Genomic DNA, 22,642 nt, shown 5'->3' with positions numbered 1-22,642 from the left:
GCGGCATCAGTAAGAACAAACCAACTTTTGTACCCATTAATCACACATTACAAACAATGAAACATGTACTAAAGAATCTACTCATGCTTTTGGCGCTGTGCTTTGTCCACACGCTTTCTTGCCATGCCGATTGGTTTAAGGGCAAGGTGGTGAGCGCTGAGACAGGCGAGCCGCTGGTGGGCGCCAGCATCTACAGTGAGGTGAATCCCCAGCCGGGATGGTCGGTGCAAAACAACGCAGAAGCCGACAGCACGGGCTGCTTTGTTATTGGCAACGGATGGGAAGGCCGCATTCTCTTCACCTTCAGCATGATAGGATATAAGAACTTTCGTAAGGTAGACTATTCCTATGGCGAAGATGTGAAAGACACCATCGACCTGGGAACCATCAAGTTGCAACCCACCGCGCTGATGCTGCGTGAGGTGGAAGTGACGGCGAAGATACCGCGTATCACCATGTCGGGCGACACCATTGTGTTCAACCCCGAAGCGTTCAAGCTGAAAGACGGGGCGCGCCTCGACGAGCTCATCAAGAAGTTGCCTGGCGTTCAGAACCGCGACGGCAAGCTCTATTGGAACGATAAGCCCATTCGCCTGATGATGAACGGCAAGGACCTCTTTGGTGGCGACCAGATCATCAATGAGTTGCCCGCCGAGGTGGCTCAGAAGCTCAAGCTCTACGACCGTAAGTCGGAGTTGTCGCGTCACACGGGGAAAGACGATGGCGAGGAGGACCATGTGCTCGACATTCAGGTGAAGCCCGGATTCTTGGACAAGTGGTATGGCGAAGCGAAAGCCCAATACCAAACGAACGATAGGTACATGTTTGACCTGACGGCGTCCAAGCTTAGCGACCACGATCCGCAGGTGGTGTACGCTCAAGCCAACAGTATCAACCGATACATCGACCGCACGATGACCTCCTCGAGCAACTCGGACATCGATGGCGATGGCAGAAGCCAATATGGCAGTTACAACTACCAGCACAACTGGGTGACGAAGGGTGCAGAGAAGTTTAGCAACAACCACGTCGACTTGGGCGCCAGCTTCGGACACTACGATGGATGGCTAAACAGCAGTTCGTCAAAGGAGACCTTCTTCCCCAACCAGGACCGCACCTTTTCGCTCTCGAAGACATACCGCTACAAACACAAACTATGGCCAAAGCTACAGGCCAACCTCTTTGCCTATACCGATTCGGTGAACGTTATCAGGGTAGACGCCAGAGCCTCTTACGGCAAGACGCATGGTTTGAGCAAGCAGGATGGGGCGTCTTACAGCTATTCGCCCGACCAGTTTCAGTACTACTCGTTGGCCGAAGCCATGGGAGCCAAGCCCGGCGACGCCCTGTATGAGCATCTGGTGACGCGCAACCGCAACTATAACACTTCTGATGAGCAGAACCGCAGTCTTAACCTCAACTACACATGGAGCCGTTTTTGTGGTAAGAAAGGTAGTTTTGCGTTGCAGGGAAGAACCCAGGTCTCTGGCGACAACAATCAGACGCACACCCGTCGCCAACTCGAATATATCCGCGATGGTCGCAACGAGACACAGTTGCAGTTCTTCGATTACTCGACGCACAACTTCGCCCAGTCGCTTTCTGCCATGATCGAATATTGGGTTTCGAAGAAGGTGTATGTCAAGGCTTCCGACAAGTTGTCCTACAACCGTTACCACTCGAATCGCGCCTTCTTTGCCGACACCGATCAGAGTGGGGCCGAGGGCCTAACGGCCACCACGCTCGACGCCGACAACTGTTTCAACTCAACCAATCGCACGTGGACCAATGAGTTCACCTTGAAGTCGACCATTACGCCTGTCAAGGATTTCATGATCATGCCCAACCTGGATTGGACCGTCACCCGAGAGGATGCCGACTACCAGTATGGTCGCCTCGACACGGCCACTGTGCGCACCACCCACGCCTACACGCCGTCGATCTTCATGAAGTGGAAGATCAGTCGTGTGCGCAACGTGGACCTCTCGTTCTCTTACAACACCACGGTGCCCGAGCTGTCTCAGACCTTCGCCTTCCGCAACACCGTCGACCCTCTGTCGATCTCTACGGGTAACGCACATCTTGGCAATACCCACAGCCACACCACCGCGTTGGGTTATCACCGCATGTGGCTCCGCCAACAGATTGTGTTGGGACTGCGCGCTGAGTATACCAAGAACATCAATCCGTTGGCCACGCTCTTCCGCTACAATAGCCAGACGGGTGTGTATGAGTCGAAGCCGATGAACGTGAAGGGTGGCGACCAGTGGACGGTGAATTTCGATTACGACCAAGGTCTCGGCGTCGACTACCGACTGATGAACAAGATTAGTCTCACCAACTCGACGGCTTATGGCTACCTGACGCTTGTCGACGCTGCCAGCAATGCCGTTCCCGAACTGAACAAGCAGAAACGGTTTGGCCTCAACGAGAACTTCGTGTTGGCGTATGAGGTGGAGAAGGTTCGCCTTGCGCTCAGCGACCAACTGGCGTGGAGCCGCTACCGCTACAACAACGGCTCTTACAACTCCAATCCACTCTTCAACGTGGTGGGCATCGACGCTACACTGAGTCTTGCGCCGTTTGAGTTCAACGTGGGGGTTAACGATGAATACCGTTCGGGTTATCAAACCCAAGCCATGAATGGCCACCGCTTGATCTCTTCTGCCTATGTGTCGTTTCGATTCCTGAAGAACAAGGCGCGGTTGATGTTGCGTGCCGACGACATATTCAACAAGGACATTTGGTATAACAACGACTACACGGCGTTCCAACGCTCGGAGTCAGCATCCGACTATATCCACCATTATCTGAATCTCACCTTCTCTTATAAGTTTGACGCCAAGGCCAGTAAGGGCAAGGCACAGGATTGAAGGGGAGCGAATGTACAAATGGGACGATAGCGCCCGATGGCAAGCCACCATAAGATGATCCCTACGATCCTATGAAGCAGAAGGGAGGCTATGACGAATGTGCCATAGCCTCCCTTCAGTATGGTTGAAAATACATTATGCCCTCTTGATAACCTGCCTGTTTCGGCCTGATGACTGATTGTGGGTTATTTCTTTTCGTACTTCTCAATGAGTTTGTCGGCCCGTTCGTCGCCCAACTCCTTGGCCTTCTTCAAGGCTGCTAAGCCCTCCTCCTTTTGGCCCAGCTCGCAGGCAGCCACACCTTTTATAATATATAGGTCGGCGTATTCGGGAGCCATACGGATGGCGATGTCGCAAGTCTTGATGGCGTTGTCGAACTGGTTCACGCGCACTTGGAGGCTGGCCATCTCCGCGTAATAGGTGGGTTCGAAGCGGTTGAGCACAATGGCGTGGGCGATATCGTTGAGCGCCATTTGGTACTGGTGTATCTTCACGCCACACTGGTAGCGCATGTAGTAGAAGTCGGCCGAGGCGTTCAGGTGCATGAGCGTGTCATACTTCAGGTAGTCCATGTATGCCTTGCGCGACTCGCCAGCCAGGTCCAGTAGGCGGCCACGTGCCAAGACGTAAGGCGCCGAGATGGCGCCGTCTTGCGCGGCAACGGCCGAATCGAGCAGTTGGATCACCTCCTCCTGGGGCGCCTTCAGTTTGGTTTTGCATTGGGCGGCCTCGTAGAACACCTCGCCATTCTTGCCCAGTTCGGTCTTTTGCAGTTGGGTGAACATGTCGAGCGCCTTTTGGTAATCGCCCTGCGCGTAGATAATCTGTGCCTGTTGGTGCTTGTAGATGGGCAGCGGGTTGACCTTCGAGGCTTGCTCAGAGAGCTCCAGTGCCTTTTGTAGGTTCCATGCGGTGTAGGTGGTGTCGATCTTGAAGACGGTCGACTGGTACACCAATCGGGCGTAATCGTAGTAAGCCTCATCCTTCTTGGCCGCCTGCTTCACCTCTTTCTGCAACGTTTTGTCGGCCTCAGCCAACTGTTTCAGGTCGATATGCATCTCGGCCAGGGCCGTGTAACCCTCTGTGGCGGTGGGGAACATCTCAATGTAATCGTTGACATACTGCACCTGACGGAGCGAGTCGCCTTGCTGGCGGGCCAGCATCAGGGTCAGCGCGGCCTGCTGCTGGTCAGCGGGAAGTACCGTGCGAATGCCCGTTGCGCGGAAGGTCTTGTCGTTGATCGACAGGCCGCTGACAACAAACGACTTGATGATGCGTGCGTCGGTGGCGAACGCCTGGCCACCGTTTGCGGGTCGCTGCATGATACCCAACAGCTGGCCTTGCTCGTTGACGACCGGACATCCGAGGTCGTTGCCCGACACATCCTTGTCGTTGAACACATAGTAGTTGTTGGTTTCCATGAATTTCTCCGTGCGCACAGGCGTCAGCTTCTTGATGACCGGCTTCTTGAGGTCGTAGCCAACGGTGTAGACGTTGTTGGCTGCTGCATCGCTGGTGGTCAGCTCCAATGCGCCCGGAACGTTGCCCTTGACGCGGAATAGGCACACATCGTAGAGTTCGGAGATGCCCATCATGACATCCACCTCATGCTTGTTGCCCTTCGCGTCGATGGCTACGGCATGGTCGGCGCCGACGAATGGTTGCCACATCGCCATGGCTTCGCCGTTCTTTCCTGTGAAGACACCATGTGTGGAACCGAGGATGGTGCCATCCTTGGCGAAGGTGGTGAGAGAGAAAACGCTTGCCGCGGCCTTCTTGACCGGTGCGGGTTGTGCCCAAACGCTGGTCACCGCGAGCGCCAAAAGCATAACGATGACTGATACTCTATGTTTCATCTGTTGATTGTTGCGATATTTAATGATGTTATTATCAGATTGTTTTTGGAGGCCGTTCAATGGTTCTCATGTAGCGCTGCCCCCGTCAAGTTTTCACTTTCGGAGCAGGGCCTTGGCGTTGTCGATGGCCGCCTCGGTGATGTTGCTTCCGCTAAGCATCTGCGCTATCTCGCGCACGCGCTCATCGTTGGTCAGCATTACCATCCGGCTGATGGTGCCTTGCTCGGTCTCTTCCTTGCTCACCTTGTAGTGGGTGGAACCCATGGCCGCAATCTGGGGTAGGTGGGTAATGGATATCACCTGCCGGTGGTTGTCGCCCATCTCCTCCATGATCTGCGCCATCTTCTCTGCCACACGACCGCTTACGCCCGTGTCGATCTCGTCGAAGATGATGGTAGGCAGTTTGACGGTGCCGCTGATCATGGCCTTGAGCGACAGCATGACGCGCGCGATCTCACCACCCGACGCCACCTGCGACACGGGTTGCAAGGGCGAGCTGGTGTTGGCGCTAAAGAGAAACGCCACCTTGTCGACACCCGTTGCCGACGGTTCGCGCTCTTGGAAACTGATGGAGAAGCGCACGTTGGGAATGCCCAATGGTTGCAAGCGTTTCTTCATCTCGCCCTCCACCACCGCAGCCGCCTTCTGGCGGGTCAGCGTTAGTTGGTCGGCCACCTGCTTATAAGTGGCAAACGCCTTGTCGACCTGCTCCTTCAGCAGGGCCAATTGCTCGTCGCCACCATCGATGTTGCCCAGTTGTTGGGCCATTTGGTCGCGCGTGGCTATCAGCTCCTCGATGGTGGAAACGTGGTATTTGTGCTGTAAGGAATACAGCGTGTCGAGGCGTTCGTTGATCTGGTCGAGCTCGGCGGGGTCGTAGTCGATGCTGTCCTTGCGGTTGTCCACATCCTGTGCGATGTCTTTCAGTTCGATGAACGCAGAGTCGAGTCGCTGCGCCAGTTCCACCACGTCGGGATACACCTCCTCGATCTCGCGCAGGCTGTCGGCTGCCGCCCTGACCGATCCGAGGCATCCGGCCTCCTCATCGCTTAGCGAGGCCGCCGCCTGATAGAGTGCCCCCTTGATTCCCTCGGCATGGCTCAACAGTTTGGAGCGTTGCTCCAACTCCTCCTGCTCGCCCGCCTGAAGGGCGGCGCGGTCGAGTTCGGCATGCTGGAACCGCAGGAAATCCTCGTTCTCGCGTGCCTTCTCGCAGCGCTCCTGGAAAGCCGCATACTCATGCTTGGCGTCCATGTATCGGTCGAAAGCCTGTCGGCATTGCCTCAGCAACGCGCCATCCTTCGCCACAATGTCCACCACATTGAGTTGGAAATCTTCCTTCTGCAACAACAGGTTCTGGTGTTGGCTATGAATATCCACCAACTGCTCGCCCAGTTCGCGCAAGGCCGTGAGCCCCACCGGCGTGTCGTTGATGAAGGCGCGGCTTTTTCCGCTGGCGCTCACCTCACGCCGCAGGATGCAGTCGTCGGCATCATAGTCGATGTTGTTTTGTGTGAAGAAATCCTCCATATCGTAGTGTGAGAGGTCAAAGTGAGCCTCTACCACGCACTTCTTGCAGCCGTTCTTGATCTGCTTGCTGTCGGCCCTTTGTCCGAGCAAGAGATGGAGGGCGCCCAAGATGATGCTCTTTCCCGCACCCGTTTCGCCGGTAATGACGGAGAAGCCAGGATGGAAGTCGATGTTTAGTTCATCGATGAGCGTAAAGTCCTTGACGTATAATTGTTTGAGCATGTCGTTTGCTTAGTTGGCTCCCACGCGTTTGGGTTCGTTCCCTCCCGCTTATGAATGGAGCCTGTTCTATTTTTTGATTTTCTCCCACGCGTTGTTTTGCGAGGCGTTGATGGAGAAGAGAATGTCGTAAACGGTTTCCTTTTCCTTCTGTGTGCCTTTTCCCTTATAGATGGAGGCCAGCTCGTCGCGTTTGTAGTCGGTCCAGATGAGAGGCAGACGGCTCATGGGCTTGTCGTCGTGACATTTCTTCAGGTCGTTCTCGATCGCCGTGGAGATCTCCGTTCTGCCACGCTCCGCGTTGTTGGCCATTTCGTCGAGGCCCTTGCGGTAATAGTCGTATTGCAGTTGGCGGAAGGGTCGCATGCCACCGTCGAGATAGTCGTTGATGATGGCGAAGCGGTTTCGGTCGTTGTCGAACGATTTCCATCCGGTGAACTCCAGGTTCTGCGCGTTGTTGGTGAGGTTCATGCAGCGCTGCAACACATCCTCGCCTCCCATGGGCGAGAAGCTGTCGAGATCCATGCCAATGATCAGGAAGGCGTAGTAGGCGAAGAGCGCCGTCAGTTGGTTGTCGATGGTCTCCTCGTTGAAATCGAGCTGGTCGAACTGCGCAAACTTGAAGTTGAAGTTGTTGTCGGTATTATTATATAAGGTCGTGGTGTACGACGCGTTATACACCGGACGGTTGGCTTGGATGAGCGCCTTGCATGTGAACACCCCCGACGCCTGGTCATACTTGGTGACCGTGATGTTGAAGTTGCAGTCTATGCGCTCGTTCTTTTGGAACTGTAGGTTGGTCCACTGGCGCTCGTTGACAAACTGCTCCAACGTCTGTTGGAGGTTGTTGAACACCGAGGCGTCGGTTCCTTGGATCTGATTGTGGTTGATGGTGATCTTGGCGTTGAGCTCCTGCGCAGCGGCAGGAACGGCCAAGAGACAGAGCAACGACACGAGTAAATGGCGCATAGGCATGATGTTAGGGTGTTACTACTGTTTGTGGGGTGTGGCGGATGCGTTCATGCTGAGCATCGATTCGCGCATGCGGATCTGCGTGAGCACCTGTTTGGTGTTTTGCGGGAAGTCGTTGGCCATGATCCAATTGTAGAAATTGGGGGCCTCGCGCAGCACCTCGCTGACCGCACGTCCCTTGTACTTGCCGAAGTTGAACACCTCCTGTCGGCGTGGCTTGCCATCCTTGTCGAGCACGGGTCTGCCGTCTTTGTCAACCATGTCGTGCCACACGATGCGCCCGGCAAAGTCGACGTTGTTGTTCATCCTCGACTCCTCGGCCAGCACGTCCATGTCGTTGGGCAGGGCCATCGCAGGATCCTCCACCTGGTCGGGCGCATACTTGTCGAGCTGGCCCATCAGCACGCGGTAGGTGGCCTCCGCGTCCTGGTCGGCGCGGTGTGCCTGGAAGTCGTCGTCCATCTTGTGGCCCGTGTAGAAGCGGTAGGCGGCGGCCAGGTTGCGCGGCTCACGCTTGTGGTATATGTTCTGCGCGTCGATGAGGCGGCACTTGGAGAAGTCGAAGCCCACTCCGGCCCGCAGAAACTCCTCGGCGAGCATGGGCACGTCGAAACGGTTTGAGTTGAAGCCCGCGAAGTCGCACCCCGTGAATTCCTTCTCCAGGTCCTTGGCTATCTCCTTGAATGTTTTTTCGTCCTTTACACGCTCATTGGTGATGCCCGTGAGCTCTTGCACGAGTGGGGGGATGGGTTTGCCGGGATTGACGAAGATGCTTGCGCGTTTCTCCTCGCCGTTGGGCATTACCTTGATGTAGGATATCTGGATGATCCTATCGTTAACCAAATCGAGCCCCGTCGTCTCCAGGTCGAAGACGACTAAGGGCTTATTGATATTGAGTTTCATGCTATCAAATTAATCGTTGAGCAGCAGAGGCATGATGAGCATCAGCACATCGGTGTTCTCGGGCTGCGTGCCGGGAAGCACCACGCCAGCGCGACTGGGGTCGCCCAGCTCTACCGTGACGTCCTCGGTCTCCATGGCGTTGAGAATTTCGAGCAGGAAGTCGCCACGGAATCCGATCTGCATGCTCTGCCCGCCGTAGTCGCAGATGAGCTGCTCCTTGGCGCTTGTGGCGAAGTCGATGTCCTCCGACGACAGTTCGAGCATGCCTGCGCTGAGGCGGAAGCGCACCAACTGACTGCTCATGCTGGCGAAGGGCAGCACGCGGCGGATGGCGCTGATGAGGGCTTTGCGGTCGATATGGATCTGGTTGGGGTTGTCGGTGGGAATGGCAGCGTTGTAGTTGGGGAAGACGCCCTCGATGAGGCGGCAGGTGAGCACGCCGTCGGCGAAGTGGATCTCGGCAGCCTGCTTGTTAAACTTGATGACCACATCGCCACCGTCGCGGCCCAAGCCGTTCTTCAGGAGCGTGGCCGGCTTCTTGGGGAGGATGAACGAGGCGGGTGTCTCGCTCTTGATGCCGTAGTAGCGGCAGCGCACCAGCTTATGGCCGTCGCTGGCCACGAAAGCCAGGTAGTCGGGGGTGAGGTCGAAATAGATACCGTTCATCACCGGGCGAATCTCATTGTTGTCGGTGGCGAACATGGTGCGGTTGATGTTGTCGACCAGCACGCTGGCGTCGACCGTCACCACGTTCAGGTCGTTGGTCTGCTGCTCGGTACGGGGATATTCCTCGGCGTTCTGCGCGGTGAAGCGGTATTCGCCGCCCTGATAGCCCACGATGACCTCGTAGGTCTGCAGGTTCACCTCGAACGTAACGGGCTGCTCGGGCAGCTCCTTCATGGCGTCGAGGATGGTGCGGCAAGGCACGGCGAAAGCGCCGTCAGAGTCGAACTCGTCCAGCGAAAGGGCCGTCTTCATAACATTCTCGCTGTCGGAGCTGGTGATGAAGACTTGGCCATTGCTGACCTCGAAAAGGAAACTCTCAAGGATGGGCAGAGAGTTCTTGTTGCTGATGACCTTCGAAAGGGTCTGCAGTTTGGCGTTGAGAGCCGTACTGGAAAGCGTAAATCTCATGTATCTAATAGTATTTTTTGGGTTCGTATCTTTTGATGCACAAAGATACAAATAAAAAAGGAGAATAGGAGAAGACGCTGACATTTTTTTTATTTTTTTGAATTTTGTGTGTTGAAAGTTTGCTCCTTAGTGATAAATTGCGTAATTTCGCAACATAAACACATAAGAATTACATATAAATTTCACTAAAATGGCATTACAAGGAATAGAAGTGGAGGGTGTGATCATCAAGGAATATCCTCCCAAAGAAGGTGTATCGAAGTCGTCTGGAAACCCCTGGAAGATGCAGGAATTTGTTATCCAGACCCGTGAGGCATACCCCCGCACTTGCCTTTTCAACGTGTTTGGCGCCGATCGCCTGGAGCAGTTCAACCTCCACCAGGGCGACACCGTGCATGTGTGGCTCGATATCAACGCCCACGCTTGGCAGGATCGTTACTTCAATGATATCCGCGCTTTCCGTGTGGACCACATCGACCCGAACGCCGTGAACACCGGCGCACAGCCCACACAGGCTGCCAGCACATTGGGATCGGCTCCCGCCGCCGCCGCTCCCCAGCAGGATCCGTTTGCAGCTGGCGCTGGTAGCGATGCGTCGAACGACCTTCCTTTCTAATTAACCGATTATCATTTTCATTAAAAAAATAAGATTATGAAACCTACATTGTTACTTCTGGCAGCTGGCATGGGCAGCCGCTACGGTGGTTTGAAGCAGTTGGACGGCCTGGGCCCCAACGGCGAGACAATTATGGACTACAGCATCTACGACGCCATTCAGGCTGGTTTCGGTAAGATCGTCTGGGTGATCCGTAAGGATTTTGAGCAGGACTTCCGCGATAAGATCCTCTCAAAGTATGAGGGCAAGATTCCTTGTGAGCTCGTGTTCCAGAGCCTCGACAAGTTGCCCGAGGGCTACACCGTTCCCGAGGGCCGCACAAAGCCTTGGGGTACCAACCACGCTGTGATGATGGCCAAGGACGCTATTCACGAGCCTTTCTGCGTCATCAACTGCGACGACTTCTACAACCGCGACTGCTTCCAGGTCATTGGCAAGTTCCTTGCTAACCTGCCCGAGAACAGCAATGGCAAGTACGCCATGGTTGGTTTCCGCGTGAGCAACACGCTGAGCGACAACGGTACCGTTTCGCGTGGTGTGTGCTCCAAGGACGAGAACGAGCACCTCACAAGCTGCGTGGAGCGCACCGAGATCGAGCGCAAGGAGGACGGCAAGGTGGCCTACAAGGACGAGAAGGGCGAGTGGGTGAACATCCCCGACAACAACCCTGTGAGCATGAACGTCTGGGGCTTCACTCCCGACTACTTCGAGTATAGCGACAAGTTCTTCAAGGAGTTCTTGGATGCTCCCACAACCAAGGCCAACATCAAGGCTGAGTACCTCATTCCTTGGGTGGTCGACAAACTCATCCACTCTGGCAAGGCTACTTGCGAGGTGCTCGACACCACCAGCAAGTGGTTCGGCGTGACCTATTCAGCCGACCGTCCCAGCGTTGTGGAGAAGATCCAGAAGCTCGTCGACGAGGGTGTTTATCCCGCCAAGTTGTTCTAATTGACAGCTTCTGCCTCGCTGAGGCGTACCAACACATAACGGATCCCGCCTGCCTCCTGATGGCATGGCGGGATTTGTTGTTGGCTCATCCGACATTTGGAGTGAAAAATAACACACGTGAGTATTTACGCTCAGACGCGGTAACAACGAATTGAACGAATTAACGAATTGATGTAATCGTTTTTCGATTACCAATTTGAACGAATTTGGCTAACGCAATTAGAAAAAATTCGAAAATTCGAGTAATTCGTTGTTGCGCCGTCTGAGGCCAGAACTGAAGCGAAAATCAAATCACTCCAAATGTCGGAAGATCAATTTGTAGTTGGCAACGCACCGTGCTGAATAATTTTGAAAAACTTCTTCGTTATTTGAAAATTAAACGGCTGTGGCTCCAAATAACGTATTTATGAGCCACTTTGGGTTGCTTTTGCAACACATTGAATATCAGATGGTTGCGTTGCGGATGCTCGAAGGTTTTGAAAATCGTAAGGAATTGTTTTGTGAAAGATGCCTAATCGAGTTGCGAAAGACGCCAAACCGCACGACCAAACATGCCAAACGGTGCCTCGATAGCTGGTCTTTCGAGGCTCGATGGGCCATCTTTGGCAACGCCCCGTGTGAGACGAGCCGGTGGCGTTCGGCGTTTCTCGCAAAAAATGTTGGTGTTTTTGCTTTCTTTTTCTCTGGAAGGTGATGCTAAGAGTGGTGCAAAAACACTAAATATCTTGACATAATTTAATGGGATTTTTTGCAATTTTCTAAAAATCAGGCCACCATATTGGGTGCTCATTCGAATATATTTCGTACCTTTGCACCCATGATGGATTTGAAACTACTAACCCCTGAGCAGGTGTCGCAGCTCGGCGCCCTCGTCTCATCATCCTCGAAAATCGTTATCCTCGGACATTCGCGTCCCGACGGTGACGCCATTGGCTCCACTTTGGCTTGGTCTGAATATCTCAGCGTGCACTATGGCAAGCGCTCGCAAATCATTGTGCCCAACGCTTACCCCGACTTCCTTCATTGGTTGCCTGGCACACAGTGTGTCATGCGCTACGACAAGCGGCCCGATGAGGTGGAGCGCCTCATGAAGGAGGCCGACTTGGTGTTTTGCCTCGACTTCAATGCGGTGGAGCGCCTCGAGGGCATGGCCCATACGCTCGAAACGGCGAAGGCCAAGAGGGTGCTCATCGACCATCATCTCAATCCTACGGTCGAAGCCCACATGAAGGTGTCGTTTCCCGACCTCAGCTCCACATCGGAGATTGTGTTCCGGCTGGTGTGGCAGATGGGCGATTTTGAACGCATGACCAAGAAGTTTGCCGTGCCTCTCTATTGTGGCATGATGACCGACACGGGCGGTTTCACCTACAACAGTTCGTCGCCCGAGATTTTCTACGCCGTCTGCCAGTTGCTCACCAAGCGCTTCGACAAAGACAAGATTTATCGCAACGTATATAATAATTACAGTTCGTGGGCCATCCGCCTCCGCGGTCACCTCATGAGCCAGAAGTTGAACGTGTTCGACGACCTCCACGCCTGCTACTACACGCTAACCCGCCAGGAGATGCGCGACTATCATTACGTGCGTGGCGATGGCGAGGGACTGGTCAATGAGCCGCTCCGCATCAAGGGCATGAAGATGAGCATCTCGCTGCGCGAGGACGACCGCATTGATAATAAGGTGTGGGTGAGCCTGCGCTCGGTCGACGATTTCTCGGTGGAAGAGGTGGCAAAGCGCTTCTTCAATGGCGGTGGGCACCTCAACGCCAGCGGCGGACAGCTCGACTGCTCGCTCGATGAGGCCGTGAAGATTACGCGAGAGGCCATTAAGTATTACGCCGAAGAACTGAAGAAGTAAGCCCCCGCATGCCATTCGTGCCTCGCACATGGCGCCGGACCGATAGCTGTTTGCCAATATTTATTAAATAATTGGCACAATGGGCCTGTGCCACGTGGAATTTTCGTATATTTGCAGTCAAAAACAAGGATATGAAAAAACTGACTTATTTGCTTCTGGCTCTTTTCGCCATGACAGCGTTCGTGGCTTGTAACGACGACGAGTCGTATGCCGACCAGAAGAAAGCGGAGCGTTCTGCCATCAACAAATACATAGCCGACTCGGCTGTCAACGTCATCTCGGAGACGCAGTTTGCGCTTCAGGGCAACACCACCGACGTGTCGAAGAACGAGTTTGTGCTGTTCCAATCATCGGGTATCTACATGCAGATTGTGCGCAAGGGTTGTGGCGAGCCTATCCCCAACGGTAAGACCGTTACGGTGCTCTGTCGCTTCACCGAGTATAATCTGAAGACCGACACCATACAGCTCTCCAACATCAGAGACTCGCGCTGGGACGCCGTGGTCGACAAGATGACCGTAACGCGCAACTCGGCCGACTACACGGGCTACTTCGTGAGGGGCGAGAGCCTCCTGCAGGCCGTGTATGGCAACTCGTCGACGGCGGTGCCACAGGGATGGCTCATGCCGCTGGGCTTCATCAACGTGGGACGGCCCGCCAAGGAGGGTGACGAGGTGGCCAAGGTGCGTATCATCGTGCCGCACGACAAGGGACACGCTTACGCTACGCAGTATGTGTATCCCTGCCTCTACGACATCACCTACGAGCTCGGACGCTAAGCACATGGCATTGCTGACCGCGTGGCGGGGCAAGGGCAAAGACATTACCAAAACACTATCATGATGAGTGGAGCTCCAACCCTATTGGGAACGAGTTTTACCCACCGAAATATAATAACTTATGACCCTTATCAAATCTATTTCGGGCATCCGTGGTACCATCGGAGGCCGTGCGGGTGACACTTTGAACCCGCTTGACATTGTGAAGTTTACATCGGCTTACGCCACCTTCATCCGCCGTAGCGGCAAGTCGACAAGCAACAAGATCGTGGTTGGACGCGACGCACGTATCTCGGGTGAGATGGTGAAGAACGTTGTCTGTGGTACGCTCATGGGTATTGGCTACGATGTGGTGAACATCGGCTTGGCCACTACGCCGACCACAGAGCTCGCCGTGAAGTGGAGTGGTGCAGCAGGTGGTATCATCATCACCGCCAGCCACAACCCCCGCCACTGGAATGCGCTCAAGTTGCTCAACGAGCAGGGTGAGTTCCTGACGAAGGACGACGGCAACGAGGTGCTCGACATCGCTGCAAGAGAGGATTTTGAGTATGCTGACGTTGACGGCCTCGGCCATTACACGGAGGACAACTCGTTCAACCAGCGCCACATCGACTCGGTGCTCGCCCTGGAGCTTGTGGATGTGGAGGCCATCAAGAAGGCTCACTTCAAGGTGATCGTCGACACGATCAACTCGGTGGGTGGCGAGATCCTGCCCGACCTGTTCAAGGCGCTTGGCGTGGAGGCTACCTTCCTCAATGGTGAGGCCAATGGCGACTTCGCACACAATCCGGAGCCCATCGCCAAGAACCTCGGCGGCATCATGGACGCTTGCGCCAAGGGCGGTTACGACCTCGGCGTGGTGGTCGACCCCGATGTGGACCGCTTGGCATTCATCCAGGAGGACGGACAGATGTATGGAGAGGAGTACACGCTGGTAACGGTGGCCGATTACATTCTCGACCACGTGAAGGGTGCCACGGTGTCGAACCTGAGTTCCACACGTGCCCTGCGCGACGTTACCGAGAAGCATGGCTGCAAGTACTACGCTTCGGCTGTGGGTGAGGTGAACGTTACCACGAAGATGAAGGAGGTAGGTGCCGTCATCGGTGGTGAGGGCAACGGTGGTGTTATCTACCCGGAGAGCCACTATGGTCGCGACGCCTTGGTGGGTATCGGTCTGTTCCTGAGCTCTATGGCGCAGAAGGGTCTTACCGCAAGCCAGTTGCGCCAGACTTTCCCCAACTATTTCATCGCCAAGAACCGCATAGACCTCAGTCCTGAGACCGACGTGGATGCTATCCTCGTGAAGGTGAAGGAGATGTACGGCCAGCAGGCCGATGTGCAGGTTACCGACATCGATGGTGTGAAGCTCGACTTCCCCAACAAGTGGGTGCACCTCCGCAAGAGCAACACAGAGCCCATCATCCGTGTGTACAGCGAGGCTTCGACCATGGAAGAGGCCGATGAGCTGGGCAAGAAATTGATGGACGTGGTTTACAGCATGTAATCCATACAACAATCATAACGTAGGAGGAAAGCCATTGCGGCTTTCCTCCTATTTTTGTTTCATGAGCCAGGCCCCTCTCTCATGGAGTTTCATGGTGGGCATCGTTCAATTGTTTACACATGTTGGATGATGGCACACCCTAACATATAAAGAGGGTGTGCCAAAATTCAACTAAGCTGACTGAAAGCCTTAGTCCAAGGCCATACTATGCTAAAACGGGCAAATCTTTCTGCATCATTCTTCCGGTAAATTGGTAATACATATAACGCCCTGTTGCTTTAGTATGAAATCTCATAATAGAAACGCCCGGTGAGCGGATGGCTCATCGGGCGTTTGGCTTATAGCATTCAACTATCTGCTGGATAGCCTATGTGTTATCTGATCTTGTAACCCCACATGCCATAGAAGAAGATGAAGAGGAAGCAGGGAACGCAAACCCAATAGCTGGCCTGGTAACCAAAGGCGTCGACAGCCAGACCTTGCAACCAAGGCATTACGGCGCCACCGGCGATGGCCATGGTGAGCAATGATGAACCGCTCTTGGTGAACTTACCAAGGTCGGCCATGGCAAGAGGCCACAGTGCCGGCCACATGAGTGAGCAACCGAGAGCCATGAAGAAGATGCAGTAGGTTGAAATCTCGGGGTCGGGGATGACGGCCACAAGCACTGAACCAACCACAGCGATGATGGCGCAGAGGCGCATGGCGGTGTCTTGCTTCAGATACTTAGGAATGGCAATGATACCTACGAGGTAACCTACCACCATGCCGATCGAGGGAATGAAGCCCCAGTTGTCGCCCGGCAGGTTGAGCGCCTTGGCGTAGTCGTTGGCTGTTGCCAGCGAGATGGTCTCAACACCTACATAGAGGAAGAGGGCCAAGCAGCCCAGCAACAGGTGGGGGAACTGCATGATGCTGGTCTTGCCTTCTGCGTAAGGGCAGGCTGGCTCGGCGCTATCGGCGCTGTCGTCCTCACCGGCGGCCTTCACCTCGGGCAGCGGAGCCACCAGGGCAACGATGGCCAAGGCTACGAAGATGCCGATGATGATGCCGAAGGGCATGTAAAGGTCTTCCATGTGGATGTCGCCAATGCCCTTGCCGATAACCAACGTGATGAAGAGCGTTGTGGCAGGCCAAGCGAGCTTGTTGCAGATGCCCATCATGGAGATGCGCTTAGCGGCGCTCTCCAACGGACCGCAAATGGTGACGTAAGGGTTCACAGATGCTTGCAGCACGCAGTTGGCGGCACCGCTCACGGCGCTGGCAATGAGGAACCACTCCAACGACTGCTCTTTGGCGGCCAGGATGAAAAGGGCAAAAGCTACGGCGAAGATGCCGAACGATAAAGCCATGGTGCGCTTGTAGCCAATGGCCTCAATGCACTTGGTGGCAGGAATGCCGAAGAGAAGGAAGGGCACGAAGGTGGCAGCGAGAAGCAGGCTCGACGCACCGGCCGACATGTCCATGGCACCCTTCAGGACGGGCATGAGGAATGAGTTGATGCCCAAAGCGAAGCCAATGGAGAAGAAGAACAATCCCACAAAAGCTAAGGGGACATAGAATGTTTTGTTGTTTGACATAAAATAATTTGTTATTAGGTATTATTAGGTGCGATGTGATTGTTAGTGGGGTGTTGGTGTCAGCTGCGCTGTTCGCTTGCTGCGTTATGTCGGGTTAAGTGTGATATGTTTGTTGGTTAGCTATAGGTTTAATCACGGCAGACGTCCTGAAAGGAGCAGGGTGAAGCATCGTTTGTACTCCTCAACCATCTGGTCGTGGCCCGCTTGTTGGTAGTGGAGCTTGAAGATTTCGGTCTCGGAGAATGCGGGATAAATCTCTTCGCAATGGTTGACCATCATCATCTTGATGGCTTGTGGGTCAATGTTGCCCGAGCCAGCCGGTGACAACCGCTGGAGGGCAAATTGGCGGAAGAACAAGCTGATGTCGTCTTGCATGGTGTGAATCATGGTGTAAAATTACAAAAAAGATTACGAATGAGGGCCCTTTTGGACGTTAAAAATCATAGAAACCCCAAGGAATGCTAATAATAGGGGCTTCCTACCCGAAAATGAGGGCTTCCTACCCCTGTTATCTTTCAAAAAACGACGTGTTTTGAACACGTTAAATCCCTATCACCCTTAGGGTTCTGACGGGGTTGGTTCATCGTTGGATGGGTGGGTTGTGGCGCTCGTTTGGGCGCTCATGTTATGGATGTTGCGCATGAGGCCGGCATATTTTGCGCGCTTTACGGCCGATCCTTTGAAGAGCCGGCGATAGTCGTCCTCGCTCAGTTGCTCCCATTGTTGGCGCGTCATGGAGAGCAATTCCTCGCTCGGTTGGAACTCGGCGATGTTGGTGGGGTGGGCGAAACGGTTCCAGGGGCATGCCAGTTGGCAACGGTCGCATCCGTAGATGAACGCACCCATCTTCGCCTTGGCGTCGTCGCTCAGCTCGCCACGGTTTTCGATGGTTTGGTAGGAAAGGCAGAGATGGGCGTCGAACGCATGGGTATAGCTCAGCGCATGGGTAGGACATTGGTCGACGCAGCGGTGGCAATGGCCGCAATGGTTGGCCATGGGTTGGTCGTAATCGAGCTCTATGTCGAGAAACAACTCGCCCAGGAAAAACTCGCTTCCGGCCTTGGGGATGATGAGCAGATGGTTGCGTCCCACCCATCCTAAGCCCGCTTGCACAGCCCAATAGCGCTCCAGCACGGGGCCGCTGTCGACAAACGCGCGATAGGTTAGCTCGTGCCCCACTTGCTCCGACACAAAGGCGGCCAAGCGGTGGATGCGCTCCTTCATCACGTCGTGATAGTCTTTGCCCAACGCGTAGGCGGCAATCTGTGGCTCGCCAGCGGCCAACCGACGTTCGGGGGCGTAGTTCATGGCCAACGACACGATGCTCTTCAGCCCGTCCATCAACTTACGGGGATCGAGGCGCTTGTCTAAATAGTTGGTCATATAGTGCATGTCGGCATACTTGCCCTCGTCAAGCCACCGACGGAGGTGGGCCTCCTCGTCCTCGCTGACGTGGGAGGCTTGGGCCACACCACATGCGGCGAAACCCAACTTCTGGGCTTCGGCCTTGATGAGCGCCGTGAGATCGTGACGGGAAAGCGGCATGCTGATTATTCGAAGGTCTTGAACTCGTAGCCTTGTTCCTGAAGCCATTCCAGGGCTTCAGGCAGGGCGGTTTTCAACTTATCGATGCTCTTGAGCGAGTCGTGGAAGGTGATGATGGAGCCATTGCGGGTGTAACGCTTCACGTTGCGCACCACATCCTCGGCCGTCAGCCACTTGGAGTAGTCGCGTGTCACCAAGTCCCACATCACAATCTTGTAACGGCGTTGGAACCACCAATATACGGAATGGCGCATCCAGCCGTGGGGCGGGCGGAAGAGATGGGCCTTGATGAGGTCGTTGGCCTGCTGGATGTTCAGGGCATAGGTGAGGGTCCAGTGTTTGAACGACCCGATATGGTTGAACGTGTGGTTGCCCACCTGATGACCTTCGGCCACAATCTGATTGTAGAGATCGTGGTAGCGCAGCACGTTCTCGCCCACCATGAAGAAGGTGGCCTTGGCGTTGTAGCGGCGCAATGTTTCGAGGATGAAGGGCGTCGACTCGGGAATGGGGCCATCGTCGAACGTGAGATAGACCGAATGGTCGTTCTTGTCCATGCGCCACAGGGCGTTGGGATAGAGCCATCTCAGCCACTTTGCGGGTTGTTCTATAAACATTTGAATTGTGTTTTAACTAAAAGCGCCTGGCGGATGAAGGGCTGTTGCATCGGCAAAGCTCTTCGCCGTCAGGCGCTCTTTTATGATTGGTTGTTTAAGTGAACAGGGGTTTACTGCATGGGTTGGCCACCCTTGCCGATGAACTGGTTCAACTTAGCCTGCACCTCAGCGCCTTCCTTTTTGGCGAGTTTGGCGTCGATGTGCTGCGTGAGCTCATGGATCTGGTTGAGGATGGTCAACTGAACCATGAAGTCGCGGTTGGCTGAAGTGAAGCGCTGCCCCTCAAGCGTCAGGTAATAGGTGGCGTACTGATAAGCGTCGATCCATACCTTGTGGAGAATCTCCAAGGCCTTCTTGTTCTTGCCCAAAGCGGCATAAGCCTGAGCCATGTCGAAGGCGCCGCTCATGTAGTTCATCGGGATGTTATACTCGGGGATTTCCTTCTCTGCCTTCTGCAGCACCTTCAGAGCCTTGGCGTTCTTACCCTCGGCGGCCAATGCGATGGCCAAGCGGCCAAAGAGGCGACGGTGGGTATAGCACATGCGCATGAGGGTCTCGTCGATGTAAAGGCCGGGAGTGCTGAGACCGCCGTAGCGGTAACGGTTCATCAGGTTGTTGTACATCTTCTCGGTGTCGATGGTCTTTGCGTTTGGCTGATTCGTAGAGAACGGTGTGATGCGGTTGGCAAGACCCTCAAGCACGAAGTTGTCGCCGAGGTTCATGTATGAGTTGCTTCCCACAGTTGTTGCGACATAAACAGGACGCGTCCAGTTGCAGTTGGCAATCATCTCGAGCATCATCATGTCGTTCTTGTAGAGGGCCTTCTTGCCCGCAAGCGAGATGACCATGCGGTCGGGGATGGAGTCGCAAGCCATGAGCATGCCGCTCTTCTTGACAGCCTCCTTGTCGACAGTGATATAGAGGGTGTCGGTCGGGATGACGTGCATGTCGTCGTTCTTAGAGCGAATCCAATACTTCATGATGTTCTTAACCTCGAACGGGTTGTCGCCAAACTGTGCCTTGGCAGCCTCGGGATCTTGCTTGTAGAAATCGAGCACCTGCTGCTTCAGGTTAGGAGCAACCTCCACAATCTCGTTGGTGCCTGAGCAGTAGTCGAGTCGCGGCCAGCTGATGGGCACTGAGGGTGAGTTGTAAGCCGGGCGCTTCATCTGGTCGATATACCAATCGGTAGACAGGTAAGAGAGGTTGCAGACGCGAGCGTCGGTGCGCACTCCCTCGGTCTCCTGGTTGTACCAGAGCGGGAAGGTGTCGTTGTCGCCATTGGTGAAGATGATGGGGTTGCCCTCGTCTTGCAGGGTCATGAGGTAGTTGCTACCAAAGTCGCGGCAGGTGTAACGGCCCGAACGGTCGTGGTCGTCCCATGTCTGACTGGCCATTTGGATAGGAACCAAGAGGCATGCCAATCCCACAACGGCTGCGATGACCACACTGTCCTTCTTCAGGTAGCGCTTCAGCAGGTCGATGATGGCGGCCACGCCCATGCCACACCAGATGGCGAAGGCATAGAAGGAGCCTGCGTAGGCATAGTCGCGCTCACGAGGCTGCACGGGTGTCTGGTTCAGATAGATCACGATGGCGAGACCTGTCATGAAGAAGAGGAAGAACACCACCCAGAACTGGCGGATGCCGCGCTGGCCACGGAAGGCCTGCCAGAAAAGTCCGATGAGACCCAAGAGCAGCGGCAAGCAGTAGAACACGTTGTGGCCCTTGTCGTTTTTCAACTCGTCGGGCAGGTTGTTCTGGTCGCCGAGACGAGCGTTGTCGATGAACGAGATACCGGTAATCCAGTTGCCATGCTCCAACTCGCCGTGACCCTGGATGCCGTTCTGACGACCGGCGAAGTTCCACATGAAATAACGCCAATACATGAAGTTGCACTGGTAAGACAGGAAGAACTTGATGTTCTCGAGCTGTGAAGGCATCTTCACCATGATGTTCTCACCGCAGCGGTCGTAGGGTACCTCGCTGCCGCTGACACCACCCATCCACGACTCGTAGTCCTGGGCGTGGTTAGCGTCGTACATGCGCGGGAAGAACATGTTCTGTGCATATTCGTACTTGTCCTTGTGGGTAACCACGAAGTAGGAGTCCTTCTCGTTCTTTGAAGCCTTCTCCTTACGGCTGTAGACCGGTGCGCCACCTTGCATGACGGGACGGCAGTAGTTGCCTTCGGTCTTCAACTTCACCTGTGAGGTGTAGGCCTGGCCGTAGAACAATGGGCGGTCGCCATACTGGTCGCGGCTAAGGTAAGAACCCAACGTGAAAATATCCTCAGGTGAGTTCTGGTCCATCGGCGGGTTGGCCACCGAGCGGATGACGATCAGGGCATAGCTTGAATAGCCAATCATCAGCATGAGCATGCAGAGAAGGGCGGTATTCTTGAATCGTGATGTGACGAGATAAACGGGCTTCTTGTCGACAAGCTTCTTGTGGTTGAGCACGAAGGCCAACACGGCCAGTACCACAACACCAATGGCTACAGCGCTCCAGCCGAAACCATAGAACGGAATGCCGATGAGGGCGAACGCCACGAGGAACGAAATATTCTCACGCTTCTTGTTCTGACCCATATAGCTCTCGTAAATGGCCCACAATGTAGCGGCTACCAAGAGGATGATGTAGATGATGAGACCCGTGTTGAAAGGCATGCCGAGCACGTTGACAAACAGCAACTCGAACCATCCGCCCACGGTGATGATGCCGGGAACCACGCCATAGAGCACGGCGGCCACAATGGCGAACGACACGAGCAGGGCAATGAGTGAGCCCTTCGACTCGACGTTGGGGAAGCGGCGATAGCAATAAACCAGCACAATGGCGGGCAAGCACAACAGGTTGAGCAAGTGAACGCCGATAGACAGGCCAGTCATGTAGAAGATCAGCACCAGCCAACGGTCAGCGTGGGGCTCGTCGGCGTGGTCTTCCCACTTGAGGATGAGCCAGAACACAACAGCAGTGAAAGCCGATGAGTAAGCGTACACCTCACCTTCGACAGCCGAGAACCAGAAGGTATCGGAGAAGGTATAGATCAGGGCGCCCACCAGTCCGCTGGCCTCAATGGCAATGAGCTTGCCTGTGGTAAGGCTGCTCCAATCCTTCACGATGAGCTTGCGCGTCAGGTGCGTGATGGTCCAGAACAAGAACAGGATGGTGGCGGCAGAGAGCAGCGCACTCATGGTGTTGACCATGCGGGCCACCTCACTGGGATTGCTGACAAACTGGCTGAACAGGTTGGCGGTCAACATGAAGAACGGTGCCCCTGGGGGATGACCAATCTCGAGCTTGTAGCCAGTAGTGATAAACTCAGGACAGTCCCAGAAGGAAGCTGTCGGCTCAATGGTGGAACAATAGACAAAGGCGGCGACGAAGAACGTCAACCAACCAAGGATATTGTCCACTAATCTGTACTGTTTCATTTATTGTGTGACTAATTTTGATTTTTCAATCCTAAAATGCAAAGTTAATAAAAAGAGGAGAGAGAGGATAAGAATAGCCCGTTTTTTTAGTTTTTTTATTAGTGCCACTCGGTAAAATGGGCAGAAATCACGGGATTGTAGCCGCTATGCGATTTGACCTGTTGGGCTTGGTGTATTCTTAACGAGGCATTTGCCGTGAAGGCGGACGGGGCCATTGGGCGCTCGTTAGGGAAGAGAAAGTGTGTGGCAAAACGGTGCG

17 protein-coding genes are annotated in these 22,642 nt (G+C 54.6%); 6 read left to right on the top strand and 11 right to left on the bottom strand.

The window, feature by feature from the left end; genetic code table 11:
* Nucleotides 1–56 precede the first annotated feature (56 nt).
* Nucleotides 57–2,873, top strand: coding sequence for an outer membrane beta-barrel protein (locus tag KM934_RS01985; protein WP_215758939.1), 2,817 nt, complete (start codon nt 57–59; stop codon nt 2,871–2,873).
* Between the two features lie 185 nt (nt 2,874–3,058).
* Here the strand turns inward: KM934_RS01985 and KM934_RS01980 are convergent, their stop codons facing one another.
* From KM934_RS01980 to dnaN, 5 genes are all read right to left on the bottom strand, one after another.
* Nucleotides 3,059–4,729, bottom strand: a complete 1,671-nt coding sequence (locus KM934_RS01980; protein ID WP_215758938.1) for a tetratricopeptide repeat protein — start codon at nt 4,727–4,729, stop codon at nt 3,059–3,061.
* Nucleotides 4,730–4,822: 93 nt separating this feature from the next.
* Nucleotides 4,823–6,481 carry a DNA repair protein RecN gene (gene recN, locus KM934_RS01975; protein ID WP_215758937.1) on the bottom strand — a complete coding sequence of 553 codons (1,659 nt, stop codon included), beginning with the start codon at nt 6,479–6,481 and terminating at the stop codon, nt 4,823–4,825.
* Nucleotides 6,482–6,547: 66 nt separating this feature from the next.
* Complete coding sequence (gene porD / locus KM934_RS01970) at nt 6,548–7,447, bottom strand: type IX secretion system protein PorD (RefSeq protein WP_215758936.1); 900 nt, start codon at nt 7,445–7,447, stop codon at nt 6,548–6,550.
* Between the two features lie 21 nt (nt 7,448–7,468).
* On the bottom strand, nt 7,469–8,353 hold the full coding sequence (locus KM934_RS01965) for a 3'-5' exonuclease (RefSeq protein WP_215758935.1): 885 nt from the start codon (nt 8,351–8,353) through the stop codon (nt 7,469–7,471).
* Nucleotides 8,354–8,362: 9 nt separating this feature from the next.
* Complete coding sequence (gene dnaN / locus KM934_RS01960) at nt 8,363–9,487, bottom strand: DNA polymerase III subunit beta (protein ID WP_215758934.1); 1,125 nt, start codon at nt 9,485–9,487, stop codon at nt 8,363–8,365.
* Nucleotides 9,488–9,677: 190 nt separating this feature from the next.
* On the opposite strand from dnaN, the gene KM934_RS01955 reads away from it, so the two are divergent.
* Nucleotides 9,678–10,103: a DUF3127 domain-containing protein gene (locus KM934_RS01955; RefSeq protein ID WP_215758933.1), complete on the top strand. Its 426-nt coding sequence runs from the start codon at nt 9,678–9,680 to the stop codon at nt 10,101–10,103.
* A gap of 36 nt (nt 10,104–10,139) precedes the next feature.
* A complete protein-coding gene (locus KM934_RS01950) occupies nt 10,140–11,054 on the top strand; it encodes a glycosyltransferase family protein (protein WP_215758932.1) in 915 nt (304 codons plus the stop codon).
* Nucleotides 11,055–11,565: 511 nt separating this feature from the next.
* Here KM934_RS01950 and KM934_RS01945 read toward each other — a convergent pair.
* A complete protein-coding gene (locus tag KM934_RS01945) occupies nt 11,566–11,844 on the bottom strand; it encodes a hypothetical protein (protein WP_215758931.1) in 279 nt (92 codons plus the stop codon).
* A gap of 30 nt (nt 11,845–11,874) precedes the next feature.
* On the opposite strand from KM934_RS01945, the gene KM934_RS01940 reads away from it, so the two are divergent.
* The 3 genes from KM934_RS01940 (at nt 11,875) to glmM (ending at nt 15,204) form a co-directional block, all read left to right on the top strand.
* Nucleotides 11,875–12,915, top strand: a complete 1,041-nt coding sequence (locus tag KM934_RS01940; RefSeq protein WP_215758974.1) for a DHH family phosphoesterase — start codon at nt 11,875–11,877, stop codon at nt 12,913–12,915.
* 131 nt (nt 12,916–13,046) lie between these two features.
* Nucleotides 13,047–13,694 (top strand): DUF4827 domain-containing protein, encoded by a 648-nt coding sequence (locus tag KM934_RS01935; RefSeq protein WP_215758930.1) that lies wholly within the window; start codon nt 13,047–13,049, stop codon nt 13,692–13,694.
* Nucleotides 13,695–13,815: 121 nt separating this feature from the next.
* Complete coding sequence (glmM, locus tag KM934_RS01930; protein WP_215758929.1) at nt 13,816–15,204, top strand: phosphoglucosamine mutase; 1,389 nt, start codon at nt 13,816–13,818, stop codon at nt 15,202–15,204.
* Between the two features lie 374 nt (nt 15,205–15,578).
* Here the strand turns inward: glmM and KM934_RS01925 are convergent, their stop codons facing one another.
* From KM934_RS01925 to KM934_RS01905, 5 genes are all read right to left on the bottom strand, one after another.
* Nucleotides 15,579–16,784 carry an MFS transporter gene (locus KM934_RS01925; RefSeq protein ID WP_215758928.1) on the bottom strand — a complete coding sequence of 402 codons (1,206 nt, stop codon included), beginning with the start codon at nt 16,782–16,784 and terminating at the stop codon, nt 15,579–15,581.
* A 132-nt stretch (nt 16,785–16,916) separates the two neighbouring features.
* Nucleotides 16,917–17,171 (bottom strand): hypothetical protein, encoded by a 255-nt coding sequence (locus KM934_RS01920; RefSeq protein ID WP_215758927.1) that lies wholly within the window; start codon nt 17,169–17,171, stop codon nt 16,917–16,919.
* Between the two features lie 171 nt (nt 17,172–17,342).
* A complete protein-coding gene (gene queG / locus KM934_RS01915; RefSeq protein WP_215758926.1) occupies nt 17,343–18,329 on the bottom strand; it encodes a tRNA epoxyqueuosine(34) reductase QueG in 987 nt (328 codons plus the stop codon).
* A 5-nt stretch (nt 18,330–18,334) separates the two neighbouring features.
* Nucleotides 18,335–18,946, bottom strand: coding sequence for a polysaccharide deacetylase family protein (locus KM934_RS01910; RefSeq protein ID WP_215758925.1), 612 nt, complete (start codon nt 18,944–18,946; stop codon nt 18,335–18,337).
* A 110-nt stretch (nt 18,947–19,056) separates the two neighbouring features.
* The gene (locus KM934_RS01905; protein ID WP_215758924.1) at nt 19,057–22,383 is read right to left on the bottom strand and encodes a protein O-mannosyl-transferase family; all 3,327 of its coding nucleotides are present in this window, start codon (nt 22,381–22,383) and stop codon (nt 19,057–19,059) included.
* Nucleotides 22,384–22,642 lie beyond the last annotated feature (259 nt).

The sequence above is a fragment of the Hallella faecis genome (genome assembly GCF_018789675.1).
Classification (GTDB): Bacteria; Bacteroidota; Bacteroidia; order Bacteroidales; family Bacteroidaceae; genus Prevotella; species Prevotella faecis.
The sequence above is the reverse complement of the archived record's forward strand: the minus strand, read 5'-3'. Positions and strand labels throughout refer to the sequence as shown.